This window comes from Methylosinus sp. RM1 (assembly GCF_011378635.1).
Lineage (GTDB): Bacteria > Pseudomonadota > Alphaproteobacteria > Rhizobiales > Beijerinckiaceae > Methylosinus > Methylosinus sporium.
In genome coordinates this window covers 216,706-243,666 of the sequence record NZ_WOVC01000001.1, presented here as the reverse complement: position 1 = coordinate 243,666, position 26,961 = coordinate 216,706, and the positions used below count along the sequence as shown (strand labels likewise).

Sequence of the window (26,961 nt, the reverse complement as noted above, 5' to 3'; positions counted from 1 at the left end):
TGGACACGGGACGGATGATGCGGCGCTATTTCGCGATTCTCTCGATTTCCGCGCTGATGGCGAGCGGCGCCCGCGCTTTCGACTTACCAAACCCTCTCTCCGTCTTCGGCGGCGGCGAGAAGGAGCCGCAAAAATCCGACCGGCCCGCGCAGGCCGCGCCGGGCGCGGCGGTCGACTGCCCCGAGATTCTCGTCGACACCGGCGCCGCCACGCTGCGCGTTCCGCCGGGGGCGGATAATTCCTCGGTGCGCTATCAGCTCTCGCTGTCGCATCTCGCGCGCGAATGCTCGGTTTCCGGCGATCAGATTCTGATCAAGGTCGGCGTCGAGGGCGCGGCCGTGCTCGGCCCCGCCGGCCAGCCTGGGTCTTTCTCGGGCACGCTGAAAATCGCCGCGCGGCGGCAGAAGGACGAATCGATCCTCGCCTCCAAGAGCTATCACGTCACCGCGAGCGTGCCCGCGGGCGCCGCGCGCGGCGAGTTCCGCGTGATCTCGGAGCCTTTGTCGGTGCCCTATCTCGGCGCGCAAGCGGCCGATGATTACGAGATTCTCGTGGGCTTCGAAGGCGGCGCCGCCGACCGCGCCGCGCCCGCGCAAAAGCGCCGCAAGCGCCAAGCTCGCACGCCTACAGAAGCTTCCCCGGATTGAGGATGCCCTTCGGGTCGAGCGCGGATTTGATCGCGCGCATCAGCTCGAGCGCCACAGGGTCCTTCACTTTTCGCAAAAGATCGCGCTTGAGCGCGCCGATTCCATGCTCGGCGGAGACCGAGCCCGCATATTTCGTCACCAGCCCATGGACGAGCGCGTTGATCTCCTCGCGGCGGGCGAGAAAGACGACGCGATCGGCGCCTTCGGGCTGCGAGATGTTGTAGTGAATATTGCCGTCGCCCATATGGCCGAAGGGCGTCGGCCGCGCGCCCGGCGCATGGACGGCGACGAGGGCGCTCGCCTCCGCGAGAAAATCGGGAATCGACTCGAGCGGCACGGAGACGTCATGCTTGATCGAGACGCCCTCGGGCTTTTGCGCCTCCGGCATCGTCTCGCGCAGCTTCCATAGGCCGGCGCGCTGCTCCAGCGTCGCGGCGAGGGCGGCGTCCTCGGCTATGCCCTGCTCCATCGCCTCGCCGAGCAATTCGGTCAGCTGATCCTCGACGCCGCTCTCGGCGGGCGAGGCCAACTCCATCAGCACATACCAGCCATGCGCGCCGGCGAGCGGATCGCGAACCCCGGCGATATGGCGCGTCGTGAATTCGACGCCGATGCGCGGAATCAGCTCGAAGGCGACCAGCGCCGAGCCGGCGCGCGCCTTGGCGAGCGTCAGCAGCTTCAAAGCCGCGCGCGGATCGGCAAGGCCGACGAAAGCGGTGGCGCGTGACCTTGGCAAGGGGAAGAGCTTCAGCGTCGCGGCGGTGATGATTCCGAGCGTTCCCTCCGAGCCGATGAACAAATGGGCGAGGTCATAGCCCGTATTGTCCTTGCGCAGCTTGGAGAGGCCGGACAGCAGCCGCCCGTCGGCGAGCGCCACCTCGAGCCCGAGCGCGAGATCGCGCGTCGCGCCATAGGCGATCACATGCACGCCGCCGGCATTGGTGGCGAGATTGCCGCCTATGGTGCAGCTGCCTTCGGCGGCGAGCGAAAGAGGAAAGTAGCGGCCGACGGCTTCCGCGGCGGCCTGGACATTGGCGAGAATGGCGCCGGCCTCGACCGTCATCGTGTCGGAAGCAGGATCGATCTCGCGAATCTTGTCGAGCTTTTGCAGCGACAGCACGATCTGCGCGCCGCTTTCGTCGGGCGTCTGGCCGCCGACGAGGCCTGTATTGCCGCCCTGCGGAACGACGCCGACGCCGGCCTCATTGCAGAGGGCGAGAACGGAAGCGACCTCGCGGGCGCTCCGCGGCTTGACGACGCAAGGAGCGCGTCCGAAGAACGCCTCGCGCGGCTCGCGGAGATAGGCCGCCATATCGCCGGGGTCGACGATGACGCCGGCGGTTCCCACGATCGCGCTCAGGCGATCGAGCAGCCCCGTGTCATCGCGTCCTTTTTCGACGGCGGTCAGCGAAGATCACCTCGATTACCAATGGCGGCGACGATGCGCTTCATCGTTGCGACGGACCCGCACGTAAGCGGCGGCGGCGACAGGAAGTCCGCCGAGGATGATACTGCACAATGTTGCGGCGAGAAGCGCATTCATGTGACCATCTCCTTCCAGATTCGAGCCGGCCCCTAGGGGGGAGCCGGCGCCCACGCTGGACATGGACGCAAATCCTATGCCCAACTCGGCGGGGCTGGCAAGACAATTCCCCGCTGCGCCGCGAAAGGCTTATTTGAAAATTCGCCTTTGTCACATGAAACGCATCGAGAGAATGTAAGATTTGCGCGACGTTTCGCCATAAGTAGACCTACGTAGCGGATCGCTCCCCGCCCGCCGCGTCAGCGCGACAGCAGCCGCCGGCGCGGCGCCGCTTCCGCCGCGCGCTCGAAGAGAGCGACCAGCTCGAGATGCGGCGAATGCCGAAATTGATCGATCGGCGTGATGAATTTCGCGGCATAGCCGCCTTTGCTCAGAATTGCGGCGTCGCGGGCGAAGCTCTGCGGATCGCAGGAGACGGCGACGATGCGGCGCACGGTCGACGCCGCCAGCGCCTGCGCCTGCGCCATAGAGCCGGCGCGGGGCGGATCGAAGACGACGGCGTCGAAAGCGTTCAGTTCTTGAACATCGAGCGGACGGCGGAAGAGATCGCGCGCCTGCGCCGATATCGGCCGCAGCCCCCGCGCCGTGCGGGCGGCGCGGTCCAGCGCCTCCACCGCGGCCACATCCGAATCGATCGCCGTCACGCGCGCCTGCGCGGCGAGCCGCAGCGCGAAGGCGCCGACGCCGCAGAAGAGATCGGCCACATTCTTGGCCTTGTCGCCTACGCCCTTCGCGACGAGGCGGGCGATAGCGGCCTCGCCCTCCGCGGTCGCCTGGAGAAAGGCGCCCGGCGGCGGAAAGACCTGGATATCGCCGATCATCACGCCGGGCGGCAGGCGCAGCGTCACCAGCCGCCCATGATTGGCGAGACGGGCGAGATCGAGGCTTTCGGCGAGCTCCAGCAGCGCCAGAGTCTCGCGCTCCTCGAGCGCGCCGGCGCCGCGAATGTCGATATCGAGCCCGCCCGTCGCCGCCGTCGCCGCTATGTCGAGCGGCTTGCCGCGCAAGGCGAGCGCCTGCGCCAGAGCGCGCGCCGCCGCCGGCGCGCCGACGAGGCGCGGCTCGAGCAAGGGGCAGACGTCGATTTCGACGAGATCATGCGAGCGCGCGCGCATGAAGCCGACATGCGCAACGCCCCTCTCATAACGAGCATGGAAGGTCACGCGCCGACGCCCGGCGCCATGGGCGTCGATCAGCGGTTCGACCGGCCAGTCGAGCCCGGCGTTGCGCAGCGCCGTCTCGGCGAGGCCGCGCTTCCATTGCGCATAGGCGGGCGCGGCCAATGTCTGCACGGCGCAGCCGCCGCAAACGCCGTAATGCGGGCAGAAAGGCTCGATGCGATCCGGCGAGGGCTCGAGAATATCGACGACACGGGCGCGCTCGCCCTCCACCTCGGCGAGGACGGTCTCGCCGGGCAAAGCGAAAGCGGCGAAGACGAGCCCCTCCTCCGTGCGGGCGACGCCCTCGCCCTTATGGCCGAGACGTTCGATGGTCAGTCTTTGCAACATCAGTCCCGCCGCGCATGGAGAAGAAATTCGCGATTGCCGTCGCCGCCCTCGATCGGCGAGGCGATGACGCCGAGCACACGCCAGGCCAATGTCTCGACCTCCGCGGAAATGCGCGCGCAGACTTGCGCATGAACGGCCTCGTCGCGCACGACGCCCTTCTTTGCCGCCTTGCGGCCGGCCTCGAATTGCGGCTTGACCAGAGCGAGCAGCTCCGCGCCGCCGGCCGCGAGCGGCAGCACCGGAGGCAGCACCAGCGCCAGCGAGATGAAGCTGGCGTCGATCACGATCAGCGACGGCGCCTCGGCCAGATGCTCCCGCGTCAGAGCGCGCGCATCCTGTCCCTCCAGCGAGGTGACGCGCGCATCGGCGCGCAATCTCTCGTGCAATTGATCATGGCCGACGTCCACCGCGACGACATGGCGCGCGCCGGCGCGCAGCAGCGCGTCGGTGAACCCGCCGGTCGAAGCGCCGACATCGAGGCAATAGCGATCCTGCGCATCGACGCCGAAAGCCGCGAGCGCATGGGCGAGCTTGACGCCGCCACGGGAGACGTAAGGGTGCGGCGCCCGCGCCACGATCTCGGCGTCCGGCGGAACGAGCTGCGACGGCTTGGCGATTTTGCGGCCGCCCACCTCGACGAGGCCCGCGAGGATCGCCTCCTGCGCCTTGGCGCGGCTCTCGAAAAAGCCGCGCTCGCACAGCGCCACATCGGCGCGAAGCGGCTCGCTCGCGCTCACCATCGCAACAATCGCGCGCCGAGCGCCGAGCCGGCGAGCGCGACGAAGCCGATCGCCAGCGAATACCACACGGCGACGAAGAGCGGGCTGTCATCCGTGCAATGGGCCGCATAGAAGCTCGCCGCCAGCGCGCCGGCGACGAGGCCGGCCACCGCGCCGGCCAGCGCCGGCCGGCCGGGCGCGCCGCGCCGCAAGGCGAAGAGGAGAACGGCGAGCGGGCCCGCCGCGATGAGCGGGATCGCCATCAGGCAGATGGCCGCGTTTTGTCCGACGAGCCGCGCGTCCCAACTCTCCGCCGGCGCGGCGACGAGCTCGAGCGCCACGGCGACGCCGAGAGCGGCGAGCGCGAGCAGAGGCGCGAAGCGCCACGCGCCGGCCTCGACGCCCGGCGCCGCGAGCCGCCGCAACAGGCCGCCGCCGGTCGCCAGCAAAGTGAGCGTCACCGCGAATTTCGCCAAAAAGCGCGGCTCGTGGACGGCCGCGCCGATGTCCGGCCGGACGCCGATGAAAGCGACGAACAGCAGCGCCGCGACGAGCCCCGCCGCCGCGAGCGACGACGCGAAAATCTGCGCGAAGCGAAAACGCGACGGCGCATGGTCCGCGACCAGAGCGCCGATCAGCTCTTGCGTCTTCATCTCTCGCCTCTCCGATAGAGCGCCGCCAGGCTCTTGATCGCCCGATGCAGCGCCACGCGCACCGCGCCCTCGCTCATGCGATAGCGCTCGGCCGCCTCCTTCACCGAATGTCCCTCGATCGACAGAAACCGCACCAGCTCGCGCGGGCGTTCGCCGAGCTCGCCGAGCATACGGTCGATATCCTGCCGGTCGATCCCATCGTCCGCCGCCTCGGGCGCCGCGAGATCGAAGGCGTCGTCGATCGGCAGCGCCGTTTTGGCGCCGCGCCGGCGGCGCGCGTCGACGAGCTTGTTGCGCGCTATGGTCATGATCCAGGGGCCGATCGGCCGCGCCATATCCCAAGTGTCGCGCTTCAAATGAATGGCGAGCAGGGTCTCCTGCACCACATCCTCCGCCTCGCCGACATCGAGGCCGAGGCGCGCGCAATTGCGACGCGCGATCCCGCGCAGCGCCGGCGTCAGCGAGAGGAGCAGCCTCTCATAGGCGCCCGCATCGCCCGCTATGGCGGCGCGCATCAGCACGGCCCATTCCTCCTCGGGGTTTGGCGCTCCCAAACGTCCACCCTGTCATACGTGAAAAATCGCCCTCTCGTTACGTCATGCGCGGGGGACGTGTCGAGCATTCGTCGATTTTCGCGGCGCGTCACAAAAACGCCGGACTATTCGCGCCTTTTTAACGAAAGAATCGCAAATCTATCGACGCCGCGCGACCGCGGCTCGCCCCTCGTGAGGGCGCAGTCGGATTGGAGCTTCCCCTTGCGTAAGTTTTCGAAGTCCGTCTTTTCGTTGAGCATGATCGCGCTCGCCGGAGCCGCGGCCCCCGCGGCCATCGCCGCGGGCGACGCCTATGACGGCCAGGCCGAATGGGCGCAGCGCTATGACGCCGATCCCCGGCTCACCGTCTCGCGCTCGACGACCCCCATCCTCTCGACGCAGACGGTCGCCGCGACAGAGGCGGCCATCGCGCAGCTTCAGGAGATCGCCGCGCGCGGCGGCTGGCCCCTGGTGCCGGCCGGCCAGCAGCTGCGGCTCGGCTCCAACAGCCCGGCCGTCTCGGCGCTGCGCCGGCGCCTCATCGTCTCCGGCGACATCGGCGCCGAGGCCGGCGTGAGCCCGGTCTTCGACTCTTACGTCGAAGCCGCGGTGCGCCGCTTCCAGGCGCGCCACGGCGTCAACGCCACCGGCGTCGTCTCGACGCAGACCTTCGCCGCGCTCAACGTCTCCGCCGAGTTGCGCCTGCGCCAGCTCGAGACCAATCTGGTGCGGCTGCGCAGCTTCTCGCGCGATCTCGGCAATCGCTATGTCACGGCCAACATCCCCGCCGCCACTGTGGAGACGGTGGAGAACGGCGCCGTCGTCACCCATCACACCGCCGGCGTCGGCAAGATCGACCGCCAGTCCCCGGTGATGCAGACCAAGGCGATCCAGGTCAATTTCAACCCGTTCTGGACCGTGCCCGCCTCAGTCATCCGCAAGGATCTGATCCCCAAGATGCAGGCGGACTCCAACTATCTCTCGGACAATCACATCCGCGTCTACAATAAGGACGGCGTCGAGCTCTCCCCGCAGCAGATCAATTGGAACTCGCTCGAGGCGCTGAACTACAAATTCCGCCAGGACACGGGCGGCGATTTCAATTCGCTCGGCGTGGTGCGCATCGACATCGCCAATCCTTACGGCGTCTATATGCACGACACGCCGGCCAAAGGCATTTTCGGCGACGACTTCCGCTTCGTCTCCTCCGGCTGCATCCGCCTGCAGAATGTGCGCGACTATGTCGCTTGGCTGCTGAAGGAGACGCCCGGCTGGGATCGCGACCATATCGACGAGGCGATCCGCTCCGGCGAGCGCATAGACGTGAAAATATCCCCCGCCGTGCCGGTCTATTGGGTCTATGTCACCGCCTGGGCGACGCCCGACGGGGTGATGCAGTTCCGCGAGGATATTTATCAGCGCGACGGCCTCGGCCTCACCGCCTCCATCCCGCAGCAATCCGCCCCTGGGCCGACGCCGGTCGCCTCGCGTCAGGCCGCGCGCGGATCGCAGCTGCCGCCGGTGTTCGGCGCGGACGAGTATTGAGCGGATGCGCTCGGAGCAGGCGCTCATGATCCTGCTCCCGATCGCATTCTATCTCATTCCATTCGCCTCGACGCTCGCGACGCGCGGATGGCGGTCGCTCGCCGCCGTATCGATCCTCTGGCTCGCCGTCACCGCATTTTTGGGGCGGCCGATCTTCGACCACCCGAGCGGACCACGCTGCGGGCTCGTCGAGATGATCTCATTGATTTTCACGACCCTGGTCGCCGCAGGCTTTGCGACGAGCTTCGTCGGCCGCGTCCTGCTTTTGCGCGATCCGACGATGACGCGCGCGCGAGCGGCGACGATCGTCGTCGCGCTCGGCCTCGCAGGTTTCGCCGGCGTCGCTTGGTTGAACCGAGCCTTTTTCTTCCGCTGAAGGAGCGCGACCCTGTCGCCGAAGAGGCCGCCGGCGTTCGGCGAGGACCGGAACCGAGGCGTGCGGAGCCGGAACGTTTCAGCGTCCCGGCCCTCGTCGATTCGACTTTACAGCGCCGTTCGCCGCGCGCTCGCTACGCCGCCCGAATCCTCACAATTTGCCGACCATCTTGCGAATCCGGCACTTGCCATCGAAATTTTCGATGCGGTCGGTTCCGAAAAATTCGTGGAACGCCATGGCCACCTCGGGCCAAACCTGCATATTCGGATCGTAGTCGTCCCCGATGATATATCCGCCCGGAGCCAGCAGCTTCCACCATAATTCGAGATCAGAGAGGACGGCTTTTCGGTCGTGCCCCGCGTCGATATGGACGATGTCCGGGGAGAAGCCGTAATGTCTCATGATTTCGGCGGCGTTATTGGAATCGATAGGAAGGGGGACGACGTAATCAGCGACGCCACGGGCGATCACATTCGCAGCAAAGGTATAGTATAAAGACGGATATCCATATTTCTGCTTCAGACTGTCGCGCCATTCCTCGATTATCCAATGCTCCCACGCCCCGAGAAAGGTGTCGACGGATACGATAGCGCAATCCAGGCCTAGAGATTTTGCTTTATCGGCCATGTAAATGGTCGAGCCGCCTTTCCACACGCCGACCTCCACGATCAGCGAAGGACGCGCCATCTCGATCGTTTCGCTCAGATACGGATGCTCCGAACGCCAGCCCTGGGGGTCCGTCTCATAAGCTCCTTCCGGGAAGCCGGCGAATGGATCCGCGCCATAGTGAAGAGCGCCGACAAGTCTATCTCGCATCGCAGTCATAAATTCGTCCTTTTGGATATCGAATCACGTTCGCAGTCGGCGCATCGACGCTACGGGCTCGGCGCCCGGCCCTTCGGCAAGCACAAAATATCCGAAATCCGGTGGTCCAGCCGCGCCGGCGCCAAAGTCGTCGGATCATAGGCGACATAGCCGATCTCATCGACGGCCTGGAACAAATCCGCATCGTCCTCGGGAGAGAACCAAGCGAACCATTCGACGAACAGATTCGGTTGGTAGGCGCGAATGAATTCGGCGCTGCCGCGAAGGATGTCCTTATCGTAGCCTTCGCAATCGGTCTTGATGAAGGAAACCGTCGAGAAATCCTCGACGCCACATTCCCTCAGAAGAGTCGGCAGCGTCACGCCACGCGCCTTATAGCGGTTGACGGAAGCGGCTGCGATCTTGCCCGTGCATTCGTCCGAATAATGCGTATTCTCGATGACCCCGCCGTTGCAATGCGCATTGCCGTGATCGGAGAGCTCGATCTCGTCGACATCGCGCTCGGTGATCGCGCAGGGCATGATCTTGAAATCGGCGATGTGCGGGTTCATCGCGAGATTGATGGTCATCACTTTCAGAACTTCGGGATTGGGCTCGACGACGATGACCTTGCCCCGCCGATCGCCCTCCCGATCATAAGCGAAAAGCCCCATCGGCACGGCGGTGTCGCCGGAATGGCCGCCGACGTCGACGACCGTGCTGCCCGGCGCGATGAAACGCCGCCAGTTTTGTCGCTCCAGGTCTTCGACGATCCAGGCGAAGCTCCTCGGCGTTTCGCCCTGGTGATCCCATTCGCACCAGAATGCGCAGCCCGGACGACCGAGCCAGCGATCCGCCTCCAGCGTGTGAAGCGTCCGCACGGGCTTCAAGTCATAAGTGTTTTCGTTCATCTTTCGGTCGCCTGTCTCTCGCGTGACGGGTAGCGTCGCGATAGCTTCGCTGGCGCGGGCGGCGTCGATCGACGTCCCGGACGCCGCAGCGTCGGTTCTCCCCATGCTTTCGCCCGTCTTGTCGACAGCAAAGAGCCAAGCGCCTCCATCTAATTCGAATCGATCGTATTGCGGCCATCGCGCACGCAGATGTCGAAGAATATCCGGCCGCACCGGCGACACATAATTCTCTGTCACGATCGGCCGCAAATCGCGCACGGCGTCGAAATAGGCCGATGCCGGCGCGCGATTGATGTTATCGGAGTCGAGGATGAACTCTACCGCCCGGCCGGCATGATCGCTGTGTATACCGCGATGATCGGAGAGATAGCGCGCGATCGTCTCGCGATCGTAGAGCAGATGCATGTGGCTCGGGAGCTGCCGCAGCGTGAAATCCAGAGCGGGATTGCCGCCGTCGAGGTAGAGGTGATGCCCGGTCGCGCCTGTCCAGAGAGGTCCGAACTCGGAGAAGACGAGGCCGCCATTCTTCGTGATGCGCGCGGATTCTCGACATGCGCTCTCGATGTCGTACAGGTGCTCCCATACGGACATGAAAATAACCGCATCGAATGTGTCGTCGTCGAATGACGTCTTGCCGCATATGTCGCCGATGATCACGGGGAACCCCGATCCATAGGCGTCGATATGGTCCTCCCACAAGGCCAAGCGCTTCGCCGAGCCGATGCCTTCCTGCGCCATCAAAGACTGCGCCTGCGCCTCCGAATAACCGACCAGCAGCACATTCTTGCCGGCGAGGTTCATATGCGACCGAAGCCGCTCGACCGCGTTCGGCGCATAATTCCGCAACGATCCTGGAAACGGCAGCTGCTCGATCGGCGGCAATTCGTCGACAGCGCTGGTCGCGTCGTCGATGGCGTCGGCGAAATAGAACAGAAAGTCGAATTGGCGCGGCGATTTTTTCAGCGCGTCGGGAATGTCGAGCTCGGCGACATCCTTCAATGTCGGCGCGCGCACATGGGTCAGCTCGGGCGTATGCTCGACCAGGAAATTGGAGACGGCGTCTGCGTTGGCGTCGCGGAAGCTGCTTTGATTGTGCTTTCCGAATCGCGTCGGCTTCGCGACGGCCTCGGTGTTGGCGCGCGTGCGCTCGACGATCGACTGCATTTTCAGCGCGAGCGCCTCCATGCCGCCCATGCTGGAAAAATGCCAGCCGCCGTTCGGCACGCGCCGCTCGTAGGAATAGAGTTCCCGATCGTAGCCGAGATTGATGCAAGCGCCGCGCGGGCTGATCGGATCTCCCATCCGCGCGCCTTGCGGCATGATGAATTTCAGCAAGCCGTAGCGGCAAGCGACAGACCCGAGCCAAGGCGTGTTGTTGTAATGACAATTGGAATTGTTGTTCACGAAATATTTTTTCATCGCCATTTCGAAAATGGCGATGTTGCGAGGATTGTCGAGCAGCGCCGGCAGCTCCGCGACGCATTCGGGACGGGGTATCTCGTCGATGTCCGACACGATGATGATGGCGTCGTCGCCGAGTCCCATCGTGGAAAGCGGGCGCAGAATGCAATTGCGCTGCAAATTCTCGACGATCCATCCGAGCTCCGGCGCATTGCCGAAGGCGCCGGGCATGTCGTCGATGACGTAATGCACGATGTCGTAGCCGGCGCCTCGAAGCTCGGAGACCGCATCGGCGAGCAATATCGGCTTGTCCGCGCCGGTGTGCGTCTTGCAAGATTCGACGACGACGAATGAATCGACGACATTGGTCAGTTCGGCGACCCGCAGCATGAGCATGTCGATTTCATTGAACCCGATGACGCAGTCGACAATCTTGGGCATAGGCCACCATTGCTCCGAAGCTGAAGGCCGGCGTTTATCTCACGCCCACATGGGCGCTGTCCAGCAGAGCGCGTCGCCTCGACACGATGCCGCGCGCCTAGAAAAACATGGCGTCGCCGCGACAGCGGCGGTCGAGATCATCCTTCGGTCGAGATCGAAAGAAAGCTTTCGAAACGATGCGCGCGACGCGATCGAAGGTCTCGCGAGGCGTTTGCCGCGCGCTGGTCCGCGATGCGATTTTCGGAAAGCGCGTCGCCGGACATTTCCGGCTGCGCGGCGCGAGACGACGGATTGCGCCGAAAGATCATTTCCCCGCGCGTTGCGCTCCGCCGCGATGGGCGCGCCAGGCGCCGCCGCATTTGTCGGTGGAGGAGGACCACGCCCCCTGCCCGACGTTGCCGCGCAAATGGCCATGGGCGCGCGCCACGCGGCCGCCCTGCGTGGTGAAGCGCGTCATGATCGCGCCGTCGCCCTCCACATAGCCCCAATGCGCCATGCGGCCGGCGGCCAGCGCCGCGGCGCCGGCCTGCGTGCCGACGAGGAGATCGCCGCGAATCTCGATTTGATCGGGCAGCAGCCCCGGGCAGGAGCCGACCGTCGTGCGCGCCTCGAACACCCAGGCGCCGTCATAGCGGCCGGCCTCCGGCGCGGCGCTCGCCGATTCGCGCGGAGCCGCCTGCGCGGCGCCGATCGCCATCATCGCGCCCAATACGAAAATCCCCAGCCCTCGCATCACCCCGCCTCCGCCAACGCACGCTGCAATGTGTCGAACATATCGCCGCCAGCGTAAATAAATTCTGCAACGCCGGCCGCGCGCAGCGCCGTCTCGAGCTCTCCCGGCCGGCCGGCGAGATAGACCCGCGCGCCGGCGGCGGCGAGATCGCGCGCCGCCTGCTCGGCTTTTTCCGCATAGATCGCGTCGGAGGAGCAAATGCAGGCGAGCGTCGCGCCGCTCGCGCGCAAGGCCGCCGCGACATCCGCGCCCTCTTCGCCGAAGACGGCCTCTATGCCGCCGGCCTCGAAGAAATTCTTGGCGAAATTGGCGCGCGCCGTGAACGCCGCCACGGCGCCGAGATTGGCGAGGAAAATCCGCGGCCGCGCGCCCTTCTCGGCGAGCGCGGCGTCGGAACGGTCGCGCAGCGCCTCGAAAGGCTCGGCGAGACGGCGCGGGGGCAGCGGCGGCGATCGCAGCGCGCCGGCGGGCGCGGGCGCCTCGGCGAGCGAGGCGTCGAAGGGCGCGAGCGCAGCGACCGGCGCCTCGCCGATATCGGGAAACGCATTGCAGCCGGTGATCTTGTCGCGCGAGCGCGCGACATTCTGCGCGCGCTTGCCGGCGGTCTCGGCGACGCGGCCCTGGAAGGAGCCATTGTCGAGCGCCGCGGCGAGGCCGCCCTCGGCCTCGAGGCTCTGGAACTCGGCCCAGCCGCGCTCGCAGAGCGCCTCGGTCAGCGCCTCCATGCCGCCGGAGCCGCTCGCCGGATCGTCGACCGCATCGATGTGGGACTCGTCCTGCAGCACCAGCTGCGTGTCGCGGGCGAGGCGGCGGGCGAAATCGTCCGGCGCGCCGAGCGCCTGGGTGAAGGGCAGGACGGTGACGGCGTCGGCGCCGCCGATCGCCGCGCCGAAAGAGGCGAGCGTGGCGCGCAGAAGATTGGTCCAGGGATCGCGCCGCGTCATCATGCGCCAGGCCGTCTCGGCATGGACGAAGATCGGGGCCGGCGCGAGGCCGCAAGCCTCCTCCACACGGGCGAACAGCCGCCGCAGCGCGCGGAACTTGGCGATGGTGACGAATTCATCGGCGTCCGCCGCGAGGCGGAAGGCGATGAGCGCGCGCGCCTCCTCGAGCGGCAGGCCGCCCTCCTCGAGCGCGCGCAGATAGGCGAGCGCGGCGGCGAGCGCGAAGCCGAGCTCCTGCGCCTCGGTTCCGCCGGCGGCGTGGATCACGCGGGCGTCGGCGGCGACGGTCCCGAAACGATAGCCGGCGGCGGCGAGGCTCCTTACGCGCGCCGCGAAGGATTTGCTCTCCTCGCCCCAGGGCGCGGGGGAAAAGCCGTGCAGCGCCTTCGCGCCGAGCGGATCGAGCCCGAAGGAGAGGCGCGTGATGCTCGGCTCTATATGGGCGCGGTCGAGCAGGCGCAGCAGCGTATCCACCGCTTTCGGCGCGCGCGGGGAAAATTCCACAAGCGCGGGAATTCCGTAGTCGAAGCGGATTTTGTCGAAGACATGGGCGAGCGCCTCCTCGCCATCGTCGCAAAGGCCCGTCCCATAGGCGCCCTGGGCGCCGGCGAAGACGATGTGCAAACCATCGGCGCCGCCCTCGAGATCGCCGAGCGCCGAGGCGTTGGCCGCGTCGAGGTCGGAAAGATCGACCCGCGCCAGAATGGACCAGCGGCCGGCCGTAGCGCGCAGCGCGCGCGGGCCCGGCGCGGTCGCGCGCTGGTAGAGCGGGGATATCTCGACCCCGTCGTAGGTCTTGGACAGCAGCCGGTCGAAGGACCCGCCCTTCAGCGCCCGATCGACGATTTTGCGCCAGCCCTCCTCGGTTCCCGGTGGAAAAACGCCAGCCAGCGGCGCATCTTGCAAACTCATGAGCGAGCCTCGAACAATGACGGGGTTGCGGGCGTCTTCTTGCATGAAGCGCCGCGCGCCGCCACCCATATCCGCAGCCTTCGCCCGCGCCGGGCTTTATTTTCGCTTCCGGGCGCCTTAACGAGAACCGGAGCGCCGCCCGCCCCCCGGGGGGCGGCCCGACTGGCTGATTGGACCCTGAACGGAGGTGGACGTGGCTGAAGATCCGCAGGATAAGGCCAAGCTCGTCGAAGAGATCGTCGAGGTCATCGCCAAGGAGGGCATGATCGACCGGACCAAGGTCACGCCCGATGCGACGATCGAGAGCCTCGGCCTCAAATCGGTCGATATCGTCATGATTCTCACGGCGCTCGAGGAAAAATTCAACGTCTATATCCCGATGGATGGCGCATTGCAGGACGCCAAGAATGTCGAGGGCCTCATCGACGCCATCGCGGAATATGTGCTGAAAGAGCGAGAGAACCAATAATATGGCCGCTTCGTCCGCAGGCGTCGGCGAGCGTCGGGTCGTTATTTCGGGAATGGGGACGGTCTCGGCGGCCGGCGTCGGAACCGCGGCGCTGTGGACGGCGGCCAGAGACGGAGTGTCGCAGGTCCGCCCCCTGGTGACCGAATATCCTTATGACGGCCGCATAAAAATCGCCGCGCAGGTTCCGGATTTCGACCCGTCGAAATATCTCGAGAAGGCGCTTCTGACCTTCTGCGATCCGTTCACGCAATTCACGCTGGTCGCCTCCGACGAAGCCGTCGCCCAGGCCGGCTTCGCGCGCGAGGAGCTCTCCGGCCCGCGCGTCGGCGTCATCATCGGCTCCGGCATCGGCGGGATGACGACGATCGACCATGGCTTGCGCCATTACTATCAGGAGCGCATCCGCCCCGATCCGTTCAGCGTGCCGCGCCTCATTCCGAGCGCCGCGCCGACGACGCTCGGAATGCGCTATTCGGCCCATGGCCCCACATTCGCGCTCGGCAGCGCCTGCTCCTCGGCGAGCCAGGCGGTGGGGCTCGCCGCGCAGATGATCCGCTTCGGCCTCATGGACCGCGCCATCGTCGGCGGGGCCGAGGCCTGCGTCATCAACGGCACCATTCGCGCCTGGGAAGGGCTGCGCGTGATGACGCCGGATTTCTGCCGTCCCTTCTCCACCGGCCGCAACGGCATGACGCTCGGCGAAGGCGCCGCGGTCTTCGTGCTGGAGACGCTGGAATCGGCGCAAAAGCGCGGCCATGCGTCGCTCTGCGAGCTCGCCGGCTATGGCACGACGAGCGACGCCAAGGATTTCGTGCGCCCCGACATTGAGGGAATGACCGGCGCGATGGAGGCCGCCCTCGCCGACGCCGGCCTCGGCCCGGAGGCGATCGACTATCTCAACGCCCATGGCACAGCGACCCATGCGAACGACATCACCGAGGCGGCCGCCATCGGCCGCGTGTTCGGCGAGCGAGCGGGACGTCTGCCGGTCTCCTCGACCAAGCCGATCCACGGCCATGCGCTGGGCGCCAGCGCGGGCCTCGAGCTCGCCCTGACGATCCGCGCTCTGCAGGAGCAGATCGCGCCGCCGACGATCAATTTCCTCGATTTCGATCCGCGCTGCCCGATCGACGCCGTGCCCAATGAGGCGCGCCGCGTCGAGATTCGCACAGCCATGTCAAATTCCTTCGCCTTCGGCGGGATCAACGCCGTGCTGATCGTGCGCGCGCTCGCGGGGGAGGCCTAGATGGCCGGCGCGCCCGAGAGCGGCGAGACGCGGATCGGCCCGCTGCCCGTCTGCGCGGATGAAGAGCGCGTGATGCGCTATCGCCGCGAGACCGGGTTCCCCGATACGCTGGAGAAGATCGTGCCCGTCGCTTTTCCGGCGGTGTGGATGGCGGCGCCCGAGATCGACTCGGCGATCCGCGCGCGTCTCGGCGACGCCGATGTCGTTCCCGTGCACGAGTCGCAGAGCTTCCATTATTTCGCTCCGCTGCGCGTCGACGAGAGCTACGCCTTGACCGTCTCCGTCCGCCAGGAGGCGGAGCCGCCGCGTCTTTCCGTCAACGCCAGCGTCACGACGATCGGCGGCGAGCCGCGCCTGCACGCCGAGACGCTTTTGCGCATCGTGCCGCGCCCCGCGTGCCTCGCGTGAGCGGCGCGCGCCTGCCCGCGATCGGCGAACGAACGCCCGACTGGCGGATCGGCCCCTTCGACGCCGCCGCGCTCCAAGCCTATGCGGCTGCCTCCGGCGACGCCAATCCGCTGCATCTCGACGATGATCTCGCCCACGCCATCGGCTTCCCCGCGCCGCCCGTCCATGGCATGAAGCTTCTCGCGGCCTTCGAGCCGCTGCTCTGCGCCTGGCGGCGCGATTTGTTTCTGGCGCGGCTCTCCGCCAAATTCGTGCAGCCGGTGCTGCGCGGCGAAGAGGTCACATTGTCGGGCCGCGTGCTGCGATCATCCCCCGAGGAGGGCGTTTTCTTGCGACTTCTGGCCTATGGCGCGACACGCGCGCCGGCGCTCGTCGGCGAGGCGCTGATGACGGCGCCGCGAAAGTTCCGCCCGTGAAGCGCGGGGCGAGACGCATTCTCGTCACCGGCGCGTCGAGCGGCATCGGCCGCGCGCTGGCGCTGCGCTATGCGCAGGAGGGGCGCAACCTCGCCCTCTTCGGCCGCGACGCCGCGCGGCTGGAGGCGGTCGCGGCCGACTGCCGCGCCAAGGGCGCCGAGGCGGAGGTCACGATCGCCGATGTGCGCGATCGGCCCGGCATGGCGGCGCGCATCGCCGAGGCGGACGCGCGCGACCCGCTCGATCTCGTCATCGCCAACGCCGGAATCTCCACCGGCCTTTCGCCGGGCCAGATCGCCGAGGACCCGGAGGCCGTGCGCGGCACGCTGTCCATCAATGTGCTCGGCGTGTTCAACACGGTGGAGCCGGCCATAGAGGCGATGACGGCGCGAAAGCGCGGCCAGATCGCCGTCGTCGGCTCCATGGCGGGGCTGCGCGGCCTGCCCTATTCGCCGGCCTATTGCGCCAGCAAGGCGGCGGTTCATCTCTATGCCGATTCGCTGCGCGGCGCCCTCGCCCCGCATGGCGTGCATGTGAGCCTGATCGTCCCCGGCTTCGTGGCGACGCCGATGACCGACAAGCTGCGCGCGTGGCAGGCCGGAAAGGTGAGCGACGAGAAGGCGGCAGAGATCATCATGCGTGGCCTCGACAAGCGCGCCGCGGTGATCGCCTTTCCGCTCTTCGTCTATTATGCGATGAAGCTGTTTGCGATGCTGCCGCCCCGCGCCGTCGATTCGGCCATGCGGCTCTTCGAAGTGGCTGTGCCTCAGACCCACGAACGGGAGACGCCGTGATCGACAGCATCCTGTATTCGCTCGTCGTTCTGTCGGCTGTATTCTGGGCCTGCTCCGCCTTGCTGCTGCTCCTCTCGGTGACGGCGGCGCTCATTCATCCCTGGCTCGTCGCCATGCGCGGGAGCAGCCGGGAGCAGCCGCCCGTCTCCCTGGTCCTGCCGGTGAAAATGCTGGACCAGGGCTTCGAGCGCGCTCAAGAATCCGCTCTCGCGCAGACTTATCCACAATTGGAGGCGCTGGCCTCGGCGACGGAGGCGGAGTCGCCCGCCATTGCGGCGATGCGCGACATTTTCGCGCGCCATCCACAGATCGAGTCGCGCATTCTCCACTCCACGGCGCGTTTCGCCGCGAGTCCCAAGGTCGACAATCTCTTCGCGCCCTTCAACGCGGCGCGCAACGATGTGATCTTCATGAAGGACTCCAACATCGTGCTGGAGCCGGACGACCTTTCCGAGACGATGCGCCATTTGAAGCCCGGCGTCGGCATGGTCTGCGCGATCCCCTATGCCGCGCGGCCGGAGAATTTCGGCGCCCTCGTCGAGGCGGCGATCATGAACGGGCCGCATCAGCGCATGTTGTTCGCCGCCTCCGCGCTCGGCGGCGGCTTCGGCGTCGGCAAGATCATGCTGTTTCGCCGCAGCGACTTTTTGCGCGCCGGCGGCTTCGCCGCGATCGCCCATACGGTCGGCGAGGACAACGCCACCGCCAAGGCGCTCGGCCGCATCAAGCTCCGCACCGTCTTCTCGCATCGGCTGGTGCGCCAGGAATTGGGCGAGCGCGATCTCCGCGACGTCTACAATCGGCAATTGCGCTGGAGCGTGGTGCGCCGCGACGACGAGATTCTCTCCTTCCTGGCGGAGCCCTTCTGCCAGGCGCTGCCCGCCTTCGCGGCGGCGGCGATCGGCTCCCCGCTCGTCGGCGTCGCCCCCACGACGGCCTTGACCGTCACTTTTTGTTTGTGGCTAAGCTCGGAGACGCTGCTTTCCTTCGCCAAGGGATGGAAAGTAACCTGGGCGGCGCCGGCGATTTTCCTGGCGCGCGAGGCGTTGATGTTCGCCGTGTGGCTGCACGCCTGGACGGCCACCAAGGTCGTCTGGGCCAAGACGACGATCGACACGCGCTCCTGCGGCGAGACGGCCGCCGAAATGGAGCCGCAGGTCGCGAAGGAAGAAGGATAAAACCGCTTGATCCTCGCTCTTCTGCAATTTCTCGTCGATAGCGTCTGGCTCGCCGCGGCGCTGATCATGATTTCGATCGGCGCGGGCTTCGTCGCCATCATCGCCCGCTTCCTCTTCGATCAATTGCGCGGCGCACGCGATCCCGAGGCCGTCGCTTTGCCCGAGGATGAGCTGCCGCATGTGCTGCTGCAAATCCCCGTCTTCAACGAAGCCGAGGTGACGGAGCAGGCGCTGCGCTGCGTCGCCGAGCTCGATTGGCCCAGGGACCGGCTGCATATTCAGCTGCTCGACGATTCGACCGACGAGACGCCGCAGCGCGCCGAGGCCGTGGCGATCGAATTGCGCGCCAAGGGCGTCGACATTCATCATGTGCGCCGCGCCGATCGCTCCGGCTTCAAGGCCGGCGCCTGCGCCGAGGGGCTGAAGCTCTTCGACGCGCCCTATATCGCCATGCTGGACGCCGATTTCCGCCCGCCGGCCGATTGGCTGCGCCGCACCGTGCCGCTGCTGGTGAAGGACGATCGCGCCGGCTTCGTGCAATCGCGCTGCGAATTCTCCAATTATCGCAAGAATTGGCTGACGCGCGCGCAAGGTCTCGTGCAGGACGGCCATTTCCTCGTCGAGCAGCGCACGCGCGCGCTCGCCGGCTGGCTGTTCCAATTCAACGGCACCGGCGGCATCTGGCGCCGCCAGACGATCGAGGCCGTCGGCGGCTGGTCCGATTACTCGCTCTGCGAAGATTTGGACCTCACCGTGCGCGCGGCGCTCGGCGGATGGCATGGCATCTTCGTTTCCGAGCCGCCCATTCCCGGCCAAGTGCCGGAAGGCCTGCGCGACTATCGCCGCCAGCAGCGCCGCTGGTCCAACGGCTTCGTGCAAGTGGCGCAGAAGACCGTTCTGCCGCTGTGGAACGCGCCCTGGTCATTGACCCGCCGCGTCGCCGCCATCGTGCTGATCGTGCATCAGATATTCTTCCCGACGGCGGCGATCGGCCTCATCTGCCTGCTGCTCGGCGTGATCCTGCGCGGCTCTCTGGCGCCCTATCTGCCGGTGCTGGAGTTCATCTTCCTCGAGACGCTGGTCGTCGTGCTCGGCTTCACGCTTCTGCCATATCTGGCGCTGAAGCGCGGCTCGCTGAACGATTATGTGAAGACGATGGTCTCGGTGCCGCCGCTGATGATCTATCTCGCCTTCTCCAATGGCGCGAAGATTCTTCAAACGATGCGCGGCCGCAAATCCACCTTCAAGCGCACGCCGAAGACGGAAGTGGGCGCGGCGACGATTCAAGAGGCGGAGTGAGATGGAGCGAGTAGCGCGAGTAGCGAGTAGAATATCTTACTATTCGCTATTCGCTATTCACTATTCGCTAAATTTCACGCATGTCCCGCGGCGGACGACAGCCGCGCCAGATCGATGCCGATGAGGCCCAGAGCGCGCGCATATTTCGACTCGAGATCGGAGTCGAACAAAATGGAAGGATCGGCCGGGCAGTTGAGCCAGCCATTGTGCTGGATCTCATTCTCGAGCTGGCCGGGGTCCCAGCCGGCGTAGCCCAGCGCCAGCAGCGCCTGATTAGGCCCCTCGCCAGAGGCGATGGCGCGCAGAATGTCGATCGTGGCGGTCAAGGACACGCCATCGTCGATCGGCAGCGTCGAATTGTCGATGAAGAAATCCGAGGAGTGCAGCACGAAGCCGCGGTCGGTCTGCACCGGCCCGCCTTGCAGCACTTGAATGGTCTCGGTCTCCTTGGGCAGGCTGATGCGCTCCTGCGGCGCGATGATCTGCAACTGCACCAGAAGATCGGGGAAATTGCGGACCTGCGAAGGCTGATTGACGACAATGCCCATGGCGCCGTCTTCCGAATGGGCGCAGAGATAGACGACCGAGCGGGCGAAGCGCTGATCGACCATGCCGGGCATCGCCACCAGCATCTGCCCGTCGAGATAGCGCCTGCCGGAGGATTTGGAGCCAGCGCCCATCTCCGGGCCCGCCTCGGGGCGGATGATCGGGGCGGAAGAGCCGGCGACGCGCGACCCCGCCGACCGCCGGGCTGCGCGGACGGCCGCTCTCTCGAGGCCTTGTTTCTTGCCGACCGGGCTCATAGGGTCATACTACGCGCGGCGCCAACGCATAACAAGCGCCCTTCTACGTAGCGAAAACCGGCGCGGGGGCGCCCCGAGGACTCCTGATGCCCATTCGAAATTCCACGGCGGCGGCGCTCGCCCTCGCTCTTCTCGCCGCGCCCGCGGCCGCGCAGGACCAGGACTTCGCATCGCCCGTCGCCCGCGGCGCCCATTCGGGCGCGCGCCTTCTCTCGGCCGGCGCGCCCGATGGCGGCGTCTATCGCCTCGGCCTCGAGATCACGCTCGATCCGGGGACCGTCACCTATTGGCGCAGTCCCGGCGACGCCGGCGCGCCGCCCGTTCTCGATTTCTCGGGGTCGGAGAATGTCGCCGCCGTGGAGACGCTCTATCCCGCGCCCAAACATATCGCTGAGGCCGGCATGACGGTCGCCGGCTATGACGAGAGCCTGATCTTCCCATTGCGGGTGACGCCCGGGAAGGCGGGCGAGCGCGTGGTGGTGAAGCTCGCGCTGGATTACGCCGCCTGCGCGCAAATCTGCCTGCCGGTCAAAGCGAAGCTCTCCCTCGCTCCGCCGACAACGGGCTCCTCCCCCTTCGCGGAGACGCTGGCGGCGGCGGAGATTTTGGTGCCGCGCCGGATCGCCGCGAGCGAGGCCGGGAAATTCGTCGCGGTCGCGCGCGCCGGCGCCGGCGCATGGACGCTGCGCTATCTCGGGCCGGGGAAAGCGGCGGATGTCTTCATCGAGGCGCCGGAGCCCTTCATCATCGACAGCGTCGCCGATGGAGAGGGCGGCTTCGCGCTGAAGCTCGGCGAAGGAAAGCTGGAGGGCGCCATCGCCGCCCGCGCGACGGTCCGAACGGAAAAAGGCGGAGTGGAGCTGCCGCTGACGCTGGACTGAGCCTCGCGCAAAAAATTAGGGGCGCAGCCTCTGCTGCGCCCCTGAGTAGAAGAAGAGCTCTGCCCGAATTGATTTGGTATTTAGAGTCTCATTCGGCAAGGGGCGCCGGCCGCATTCAGCGCGCTTTCGACTGAAAGGGCGCCATGCCTTTGCGGGCGAGCGCGTCGGCGCGCTCGTTCATCTCGTCGCCGGCATGGCCGCGCACCCAATGCCAGGCGACAGCGTGACGCTCGGCGGCGGCGTCGAGCCGCGTCCAGAGGTCCATGTTTTTCACCGGCTTGCGGTCCGCCGTCTTCCAGCCGCGCGCCTTCCAGCCCTTCAGCCAGGAGGTGATGCCGTCGCGCACATATTGGGAATCGGTGTGGAGATCGACATGGCAGGGCCGCGTCAGCGCCTCCAGCGCCTCGATCGCGGCGGTGAGCTCCATGCGATTATTGGTGGTCCCCGTCTCGCCGCCGCAAATCTCCTTCTCGCGCTCGCCGAAGCGCAATATGGCGCCCCAGCCGCCCGGGCCGGGATTGCCGGAGCAGGCTCCATCCGTCCAAATGGCGACGCGTCCGCTCATGCGCGCAGACCATAATCGCGCGCGGAGCGTATGGTCCTGTGGAAACGCAGGCGCGCGAGATATTCGCGCGGGTCCTTGGGCCGCACCAGCGCGCCTCGAGGCACATTCAGCCAATCGACGAAGCGCGTCAGCAGAAAGCGCAGCGCCGCGCCGCGCGCGAGCAGCGGAAAGGCGTCCGCCTCCGCCGCCGTCAGCGGACGCGCGCGCGCGTAAGACTCCAGCAGCGCGGCGCCCTTTTCGGCGTCATAGCTTCCGGCGGCGTCGAAGCACCAGGCGTTGAGGCAGATGGCGAGATCATAGGCCAGCGAATCGACGCAGGCGAAATAGAAATCGATGAGGCCGGAGACGCGATCGCCGAGGAAGAACACATTGTCCGGGAAGAGATCGGCGTGGATGACGCCCTCCGGCAGGCCGCTGGGCCAATCGCGCTCGAGCGTCTCCAGCTCCGCGGCGACGATCGCGCCCAAATCCTCCGCCACCTCGCCCGCCCTCGCGGCGAAAGGCGCATAGAGCGGCCGCCAGCCGCCGACCGACAAAGCGTTGGCGCGGCGCAGCGGGAAATCGGCGCCGGCGAGATGCAATTGCGCCAGCGCCTCGCCGAGCCGCGCGCAATGGGCGGGCTCTGGATGATGGACGGAATAGCCGTCGAGAAAGGTGACGATCGCCGCCGGCCGCCCGGCGAGCCGCCCGAGCGCCGCGCCAGCGCGGTCGCGCACCGGCTGCGGGCAGCCGAGGCCTTTGGCGGAGAGATGCTCCATCAGCCCCAGGAAAAAGGGCAGATCGGCCTCGGCGACGCGCTTCTCATAGAGGGTGAGGATGAAGCTGCCGGCGCTCGTATGCAGATAATAATTGGAGTTCTCGACCCCTTCGGCGATGCCCTTGCAGGACAAGAGCGCGCCGAGGTCATAGCCTGCGAGAAAGGCGATCAGCTCCTCGTCGTCGACATCTGTGTAGACGGCCATGAGTTCCGCGCGGTTGGAGAAAAGCGAGGCGCGTCAGGCGAGCGCGCGCAGCTCCTTGGGGAGCGGGAAGGCGACGTCTTCCAGCGCGGCGGACACGGTCTCGACGGAAATCTCATAGCGCTCGGCGAAAGCCTCCATGATCTCCTCGACCAGCACCTCCGGCGCCGAGGCCCCGGCGCTGATGCCGAGCGAAGCAATGCCGGCGAACATGCTCCAATCGATCTCGCTGCGGCCCTGGACCAGCTGCGCCGGCGCGCCGGACCGCTCCGCCACCTCGCGCAGGCGCTGCGAATTGGAGGAATTGGGCGAGCCGACGACGAGCACCGCATCGACCTGCGGGGCCACTTGCTTCACCGCCGCCTGGCGATTGGTGGTCGCATAGCAGATGTCCTCCTTATGGGGACCGACGATCTGCGGGAAGCGCCGCGTCAGCGCGCTGACGATCTCCTGCGAATCGTCGAGCGACAGAGTGGTCTGCGTCACATAGGCGAGATCGGCCACATCCTCGAGCCGCAGCTCTTCGACCGCCTGGACCGATTCGACCAGCACCACCGCGCCCGGCGGCAGCTGGCCCATGGTGCCGACCACTTCCGGGTGGCCGGAATGGCCGACGAGCAGCACTTTGCGCCCGCGCTTGTGATGAATCTCCGCCTCGCGATGCACCTTGGTCACCAGCGGGCAGGTGGCGTCGATCGCCAGAAGATTGCGCGCGGCGGCCTCGGCGGAAACAGATTTGGCGACGCCATGGGCGGAGAAAATCACCGGCGCCGTCGTGTCCGGCACCTCCTCCAGCTCCTCGACGAAGATCGCGCCTTTTGCCTTCAGCGCCTCGACCACATAGCGATTATGGACGATCTCGTGCCGCACATAGACGGGCGGGCCGAATTTGGCGAGCGCCCGCTCCACCGCGTCGATCGCCCGCACGACGCCGGCGCAAAAGCCCCGCGGCGAGCACAGAAGAATCTTCAACGGCGGCTTCGGCGACGGGCGATGCTGAATATTCATCCTCTAGCGCCTCTTGATCGAAAGGGGGCGGCCGAAGCGCGCCGCGCTGTGATGTCCCGCATGGGGATAGCTGTCAAGCCGAGCGCCCGCTCCCTCGCCGCCTGCCCGAAAATCTGCTACACAGCCATCGACGAAGACTGGCCCGCGCCGATGCCGGAGTGTCTCGCGGCCCATCTCGCGGTCTATGAGGGGACGGGGGCGAATATGTCGAATATCGTCGATATAATACAGTCCGCTCAAGGCGGCCAGATCATCGAAAATCTCTCGGACCGCTTCGGTCTCGCGTCCTGGCAGACGCGCGCCGCCGTCGATTCGCTGCTGCCGGCGCTGGTCGCGGCGCTGAGCAAGGCCGCCGAGCGGCCCGATTCCCTGCGCCCCCTCCTCGACGCCGCCAATGACGCCGCCCATCGCGCCGCTTTCGAGAATGCCGAGGAGGCCCATTCGCAGGCCAGCCTCGACGGCGGCGACGCCATTGTCGCGCATCTCTTCGGCTCGGCCGCAGCCGCCGGCGAGGTCTCGCAATTGGCGGCCCGCGAGAGCGGCCTGCGCGCCGACGTGCTGCAACGCCTGCTGCCGGTTCTCGTCTCGATCGCCGCCGGCGGGCTCGGCTCGACGCTGGAGCGCCAAGGCGTCGCCGCCGTCTTGGATCAGCCGACGGAGCCGCCGGCGCCGGCGCCGAAGGGCGGCTGGCTGGCCGGGCTATTCGCGAGTGTGTTCGGGACCAAGCCGGCGCCGCAGCCGCGGACGGCCCCGCCGGCCGATGCGCTCCAAGAGGCGCTGGATCATATCCGCAAGACGCTCACGGCCCCGGCCGACGCCGAGCGGCGGCCCGATCTCGACGAATTGCTGGGACGGATTTTCACCTCGGCGAGAGGCTGACCTCAGGTCAGATTATTGGCGACGGGGAGATAATAGGCAGCCGAGAGCTTGGCGCCGATGATGCGCGTCGCCGCCAGGATCACGATCGAGAGGAAGAAGCCGATCATCGCATATTCGAGGGTCGTCGCTCCGCTCTCGTCCGACAGAAATCGGCGCAGGCAATTCGGCATGGATCAAATTCCTCGAGCGGTCTGGCCGAGTGGCGGGCGTCGCGCCTCATAGGACGAAAACGCGGCCTTCTCGGTAACAGAAACATAAGCTTAATTCGTCTCGAAAGCGTTAAGCCAGCCGCCGCCCCGGCGCCGCGCGCGGCGGGGCGGTCTTGCGCGCCGGCGGCTTTTCCGCCAATGCAGCAGCCGGAACGCATATTGCTTCGGCGCCGAGCCGGAAGCGCTGTCGTTCGCGCCCGCCCTTTCGCGCTCGCCGGAAGGGAAGTCGACCTATATGGACCGCTGCGCCGGTCCTCACTGAAAGTTGCTGATGGCTCGCGACGTAAACGATACGACGCCGATCACGTCGCGCAATGCGCTCGTGGAGTGGTTCGAGGCCGGAATCAAGACGCCCGACGATCTCAATGTCGGGACGGAACATGAGAAAATCCCGTTTTTCGGCGAGAGCCGCGCGCCTGTGCCCTATACGTCGCCGGCCGGCGGCATAAAGGATTTGCTCGAAGGATTGGGGGAGGCGCTCGGCTGGGAGCCGATCACCGATCGCGAGGCGATCATCGGCCTCTACGACCCGCATGGCCAAGGGGCCGTTTCGCTGGAGCCGGGCGGCCAATTCGAGCTCTCCGGCGCGCCTTTGCCCACGGTCCATGGCGTAAAGGACGAGCTCGACGCTCATTTCGCGGCTCTGGAGCCGGTGGCGCGCCGTTTCGGAATCTCCTTTCTCGATCTCGGCGCGAGCCCCAAATGGCGGCGCGCCGAGACGCCCGCAATGCCGAAGCAGCGCTACGGAATCATGGCCGCCTATATGCCGAAGGTCGGCGCGCTCGGCCTCGACATGATGTTCCGCACAGCGACCATCCAGGTCAATCTCGACTACACCTCCGAGAAGGACATGGTCGACAAGCTGCGCGTCGGCCTGGCGCTGCAGCCGATCGTCACCGCGCTCTTCGCCAATTCGCCCTTCATCGACGGCGAGCCGACCGGCTTTTTGTCGCAGCGCTCGCAGATCTGGCGCGACACCGACGCCGACCGCACCGGAATGCTGCCCTTCGCCTTCGAGCCCGGCATGGGCTTCGAGCGCTATGTGGATTATGCGCTCGACGTGCCGCTCTATTTCGTCAAACGCGGCGAGGTCTATCACAATGTCGCCGGCGCGAGCTTCCGCGATCTATTGGACGGCAAGCTCGCCGCTCTGCCGGGCGAGCGCGCGACAATGTCGGACTGGGCCAATCATTTGGGCGCCATTTTCCCGGAGGCGCGGCTCAAGCGCTATCTCGAAATGCGCGGCGCCGACGGCGGGCCGCGCTCGCATATGACGGCCCTGCCGGCGCTCTTCGTCGGGCTCTTCTATGATCGCGCGGCGCTGGACGGGGCGCTGGCGCTGATCGAGGGCTGGAGCGCCGAGGAACGGGAGACGCTGCGCGCCGATGTTCCACGCCTCGCGCTGGCGGCGCGCATCAAAGGCCGCAGCGCGCTCGAGATCGCCCGCGACATGTTGGCGCTGGCGCGCGCCGGTCTCGCCCGTCGGGCGAAGCTGGACGCGCAAGGCCGCGACGAGACGATCTATCTCGCCCCGCTGGAGGAGATCGCCGAGAGCGGCCGCACGCTCGCAGAGCGCCGGCTCGAGGCCTATCACGGAAAATGGGGCCGTTCGGTCGAGCCGGCCTTCATGGATTGCCTGCTGTAATAGGAGCGACGTCCCACGCCTCTATGCGCGCGGGCGGCGCTCAGCGCGCGTAGAGGCCGGCAGCTCCCGGCGCGCGCACATAGGAATGGCCGATCGGCCGCATTCCATCCTGCGACCCGACCGGGCCGCCGAGCCCCCCGGCGCGCACATGGCCGCCGAGACGCACGCAATTGTCGGAGCCGGCGACCGGGACGAACCCCTCGCCGAAACGGGCGCAGCGTCCATTGGGGGGAATTGCGCCGGTCGTCTGCGCCTGCGTCGCCGGCGCGCCGATGGCGGCGCAAAGGCAGAGGCAGGCGACAATCCAGCGGACGTCGAGCCCGCGAGCTTCGGCGGTGAAAACGGTCATTCGCAGATCAGCCTCGAAAATGTCTCGCATCGCAACAACCGAATGGGCGATTTGCGCCGCGCCTCGATGTTGCCGCCCGATGTTTACCAACTCGTTACTTCGCACGCTTCGACGCGAGAGGTCACGCGACGGCGACCACTTAGGTCCAATAAGGTCGAATAATCGTGGCAGCATCGTGTCGCT

At 66.7% G+C, this 26,961-nt stretch carries 28 protein-coding genes; 13 read left to right on the top strand and 15 right to left on the bottom strand.

Features of this window, described 5'->3' with window-relative positions; translation table 11 throughout:
* Positions 1-14: 14 nt before the first annotated feature.
* A complete protein-coding gene (locus FMZ75_RS01065) occupies positions 15-647 on the top strand; it encodes a hypothetical protein (protein ID WP_246728702.1) in 633 nt (210 codons plus the stop codon).
* Here the strand turns inward: FMZ75_RS01065 and FMZ75_RS01060 are convergent.
* The 5 genes from FMZ75_RS01060 to FMZ75_RS01040 all read right to left on the bottom strand — a co-directional run bounded on the left by FMZ75_RS01060 (position 625) and on the right by FMZ75_RS01040 (position 5,585).
* Positions 625-1,995, bottom strand: a complete 1,371-nt coding sequence (locus FMZ75_RS01060) for an FAD-binding oxidoreductase (RefSeq protein ID WP_108917109.1) — start codon at positions 1,993-1,995, stop codon at positions 625-627. The genes FMZ75_RS01065 and FMZ75_RS01060 overlap by 23 nt on opposite strands.
* A gap of 434 nt (positions 1,996-2,429) precedes the next feature.
* Positions 2,430-3,698 carry a class I SAM-dependent RNA methyltransferase gene (locus FMZ75_RS01055; RefSeq protein ID WP_207783226.1) on the bottom strand — a complete coding sequence of 423 codons (1,269 nt, stop codon included), beginning with the start codon at positions 3,696-3,698 and terminating at the stop codon, positions 2,430-2,432.
* On the bottom strand, positions 3,698-4,438 hold the full coding sequence (locus FMZ75_RS01050; RefSeq protein WP_166140981.1) for a TlyA family RNA methyltransferase: 741 nt from the start codon (positions 4,436-4,438) through the stop codon (positions 3,698-3,700). The genes FMZ75_RS01055 and FMZ75_RS01050 overlap by 1 nt, the downstream gene beginning before the upstream one ends.
* Positions 4,432-5,070 (bottom strand): NrsF family protein, encoded by a 639-nt coding sequence (locus tag FMZ75_RS01045; protein WP_166140980.1) that lies wholly within the window; start codon positions 5,068-5,070, stop codon positions 4,432-4,434. The genes FMZ75_RS01050 and FMZ75_RS01045 overlap by 7 nt, the downstream gene beginning before the upstream one ends.
* Entirely contained in the window at positions 5,067-5,585 is a 519-nt protein-coding gene (locus FMZ75_RS01040; protein ID WP_246728713.1) for a sigma-70 family RNA polymerase sigma factor, read from the bottom strand. Before FMZ75_RS01040 ends, FMZ75_RS01045 begins: the two co-directional genes overlap by 4 nt.
* Before the next feature lie 276 nt (positions 5,586-5,861).
* Here FMZ75_RS01040 and FMZ75_RS01035 point away from each other — a divergent pair, with 276 nt between their 5' ends.
* Positions 5,862-7,148, top strand: coding sequence for a murein L,D-transpeptidase (locus tag FMZ75_RS01035; RefSeq protein WP_166141026.1), 1,287 nt, complete (start codon positions 5,862-5,864; stop codon positions 7,146-7,148).
* Between the two features lie 25 nt (positions 7,149-7,173).
* Positions 7,174-7,524: a hypothetical protein gene (locus tag FMZ75_RS01030; protein WP_166140978.1), complete on the top strand. Its 351-nt coding sequence runs from the start codon at positions 7,174-7,176 to the stop codon at positions 7,522-7,524.
* Between the two features lie 150 nt (positions 7,525-7,674).
* Here the strand turns inward: FMZ75_RS01030 and FMZ75_RS01025 are convergent, their stop codons facing one another.
* From FMZ75_RS01025 to FMZ75_RS01010, 4 genes are all read right to left on the bottom strand, one after another.
* Complete coding sequence (locus tag FMZ75_RS01025) at positions 7,675-8,349, bottom strand: class I SAM-dependent methyltransferase (protein ID WP_166140977.1); 675 nt, start codon at positions 8,347-8,349, stop codon at positions 7,675-7,677.
* A 50-nt stretch (positions 8,350-8,399) separates the two neighbouring features.
* Positions 8,400-11,081 (bottom strand): FkbM family methyltransferase, encoded by a 2,682-nt coding sequence (locus tag FMZ75_RS01020; protein WP_166140976.1) that lies wholly within the window; start codon positions 11,079-11,081, stop codon positions 8,400-8,402.
* A gap of 304 nt (positions 11,082-11,385) precedes the next feature.
* Entirely contained in the window at positions 11,386-11,814 is a 429-nt protein-coding gene (locus tag FMZ75_RS01015) for a hypothetical protein (protein WP_166140975.1), read from the bottom strand.
* Positions 11,814-13,670, bottom strand: coding sequence for a methylmalonyl-CoA mutase family protein (locus FMZ75_RS01010; protein WP_166140974.1), 1,857 nt, complete (start codon positions 13,668-13,670; stop codon positions 11,814-11,816). The genes FMZ75_RS01015 and FMZ75_RS01010 overlap by 1 nt, the downstream gene beginning before the upstream one ends.
* 193 nt (positions 13,671-13,863) lie before the next feature.
* Between FMZ75_RS01010 and FMZ75_RS01005 the strand changes: the two genes are divergently transcribed.
* Genes FMZ75_RS01005 through FMZ75_RS00975 form a run of 7 tightly spaced genes read left to right on the top strand, consistent with a single transcriptional unit; the run spans position 13,864 to position 19,480 of the window.
* Positions 13,864-14,139: an acyl carrier protein gene (locus FMZ75_RS01005; protein ID WP_108917152.1), complete on the top strand. Its 276-nt coding sequence runs from the start codon at positions 13,864-13,866 to the stop codon at positions 14,137-14,139.
* 1 nt (position 14,140) lies between these two features.
* Positions 14,141-15,385 (top strand): beta-ketoacyl synthase, encoded by a 1,245-nt coding sequence (locus FMZ75_RS01000; protein ID WP_166140973.1) that lies wholly within the window; start codon positions 14,141-14,143, stop codon positions 15,383-15,385.
* Positions 15,386-15,793 (top strand): hypothetical protein, encoded by a 408-nt coding sequence (locus FMZ75_RS00995; protein ID WP_108917121.1) that lies wholly within the window; start codon positions 15,386-15,388, stop codon positions 15,791-15,793. It begins immediately after the preceding gene.
* The gene (locus FMZ75_RS00990; RefSeq protein ID WP_108917122.1) at positions 15,790-16,209 is read left to right on the top strand and encodes a MaoC family dehydratase; all 420 of its coding nucleotides are present in this window, start codon (positions 15,790-15,792) and stop codon (positions 16,207-16,209) included. Before FMZ75_RS00995 ends, FMZ75_RS00990 begins: the two co-directional genes overlap by 4 nt.
* Positions 16,206-17,003: an SDR family oxidoreductase gene (locus FMZ75_RS00985; RefSeq protein WP_142863233.1), complete on the top strand. Its 798-nt coding sequence runs from the start codon at positions 16,206-16,208 to the stop codon at positions 17,001-17,003. The genes FMZ75_RS00990 and FMZ75_RS00985 overlap by 4 nt, the downstream gene beginning before the upstream one ends.
* The gene (locus FMZ75_RS00980) at positions 17,000-18,181 is read left to right on the top strand and encodes a glycosyltransferase (RefSeq protein ID WP_370464654.1); all 1,182 of its coding nucleotides are present in this window, start codon (positions 17,000-17,002) and stop codon (positions 18,179-18,181) included. The genes FMZ75_RS00985 and FMZ75_RS00980 overlap by 4 nt, the downstream gene beginning before the upstream one ends.
* A 6-nt stretch (positions 18,182-18,187) precedes the next feature.
* A complete protein-coding gene (locus FMZ75_RS00975; protein ID WP_174800234.1) occupies positions 18,188-19,480 on the top strand; it encodes a glycosyltransferase family 2 protein in 1,293 nt (430 codons plus the stop codon).
* A gap of 74 nt (positions 19,481-19,554) precedes the next feature.
* Here FMZ75_RS00975 and FMZ75_RS00970 read toward each other — a convergent pair whose 3' ends face one another.
* Positions 19,555-20,160, bottom strand: a complete 606-nt coding sequence (locus tag FMZ75_RS00970; RefSeq protein WP_166140972.1) for a YqgE/AlgH family protein — start codon at positions 20,158-20,160, stop codon at positions 19,555-19,557.
* A 209-nt stretch (positions 20,161-20,369) separates the two neighbouring features.
* On the opposite strand from FMZ75_RS00970, the gene FMZ75_RS00965 reads away from it, so the two are divergent.
* Positions 20,370-21,164 (top strand): protein-disulfide reductase DsbD domain-containing protein, encoded by a 795-nt coding sequence (locus tag FMZ75_RS00965; RefSeq protein ID WP_166140971.1) that lies wholly within the window; start codon positions 20,370-20,372, stop codon positions 21,162-21,164.
* Positions 21,165-21,279: 115 nt separating this feature from the next.
* Here the strand turns inward: FMZ75_RS00965 and rnhA are convergent, their stop codons facing one another.
* From rnhA to ispH, 3 genes are read right to left on the bottom strand one after another with little or no spacing between them, the layout of a single operon-like run.
* Positions 21,280-21,729, bottom strand: a complete 450-nt coding sequence (gene rnhA / locus FMZ75_RS00960) for a ribonuclease HI (RefSeq protein ID WP_108917126.1) — start codon at positions 21,727-21,729, stop codon at positions 21,280-21,282.
* On the bottom strand, positions 21,726-22,691 hold the full coding sequence (gene thrB / locus FMZ75_RS00955; protein WP_142863236.1) for a homoserine kinase: 966 nt from the start codon (positions 22,689-22,691) through the stop codon (positions 21,726-21,728). The genes rnhA and thrB overlap by 4 nt, the downstream gene beginning before the upstream one ends.
* Positions 22,692-22,724: 33 nt before the next feature.
* Positions 22,725-23,696 carry a 4-hydroxy-3-methylbut-2-enyl diphosphate reductase gene (ispH, locus tag FMZ75_RS00950; RefSeq protein ID WP_166140970.1) on the bottom strand — a complete coding sequence of 324 codons (972 nt, stop codon included), beginning with the start codon at positions 23,694-23,696 and terminating at the stop codon, positions 22,725-22,727.
* 60 nt (positions 23,697-23,756) lie between these two features.
* Here ispH and FMZ75_RS00945 point away from each other — a divergent pair, with 60 nt between their 5' ends.
* Positions 23,757-24,575, top strand: coding sequence for a DUF937 domain-containing protein (locus FMZ75_RS00945; protein ID WP_166140969.1), 819 nt, complete (start codon positions 23,757-23,759; stop codon positions 24,573-24,575).
* 2 nt (positions 24,576-24,577) lie between these two features.
* Here FMZ75_RS00945 and FMZ75_RS00940 read toward each other — a convergent pair whose 3' ends face one another.
* Positions 24,578-24,745: a Flp family type IVb pilin gene (locus tag FMZ75_RS00940; protein WP_166140968.1), complete on the bottom strand. Its 168-nt coding sequence runs from the start codon at positions 24,743-24,745 to the stop codon at positions 24,578-24,580.
* A 310-nt stretch (positions 24,746-25,055) separates the two neighbouring features.
* Between FMZ75_RS00940 and FMZ75_RS00935 the strand changes: the two genes are divergently transcribed.
* Positions 25,056-26,429, top strand: a complete 1,374-nt coding sequence (locus tag FMZ75_RS00935) for a glutamate--cysteine ligase (RefSeq protein WP_166140967.1) — start codon at positions 25,056-25,058, stop codon at positions 26,427-26,429.
* 40 nt (positions 26,430-26,469) lie between these two features.
* Here FMZ75_RS00935 and FMZ75_RS00930 read toward each other — a convergent pair whose 3' ends face one another.
* Complete coding sequence (locus tag FMZ75_RS00930) at positions 26,470-26,778, bottom strand: hypothetical protein (RefSeq protein WP_166140966.1); 309 nt, start codon at positions 26,776-26,778, stop codon at positions 26,470-26,472.
* Between the last annotated feature and the right edge of the window lie 183 nt (positions 26,779-26,961).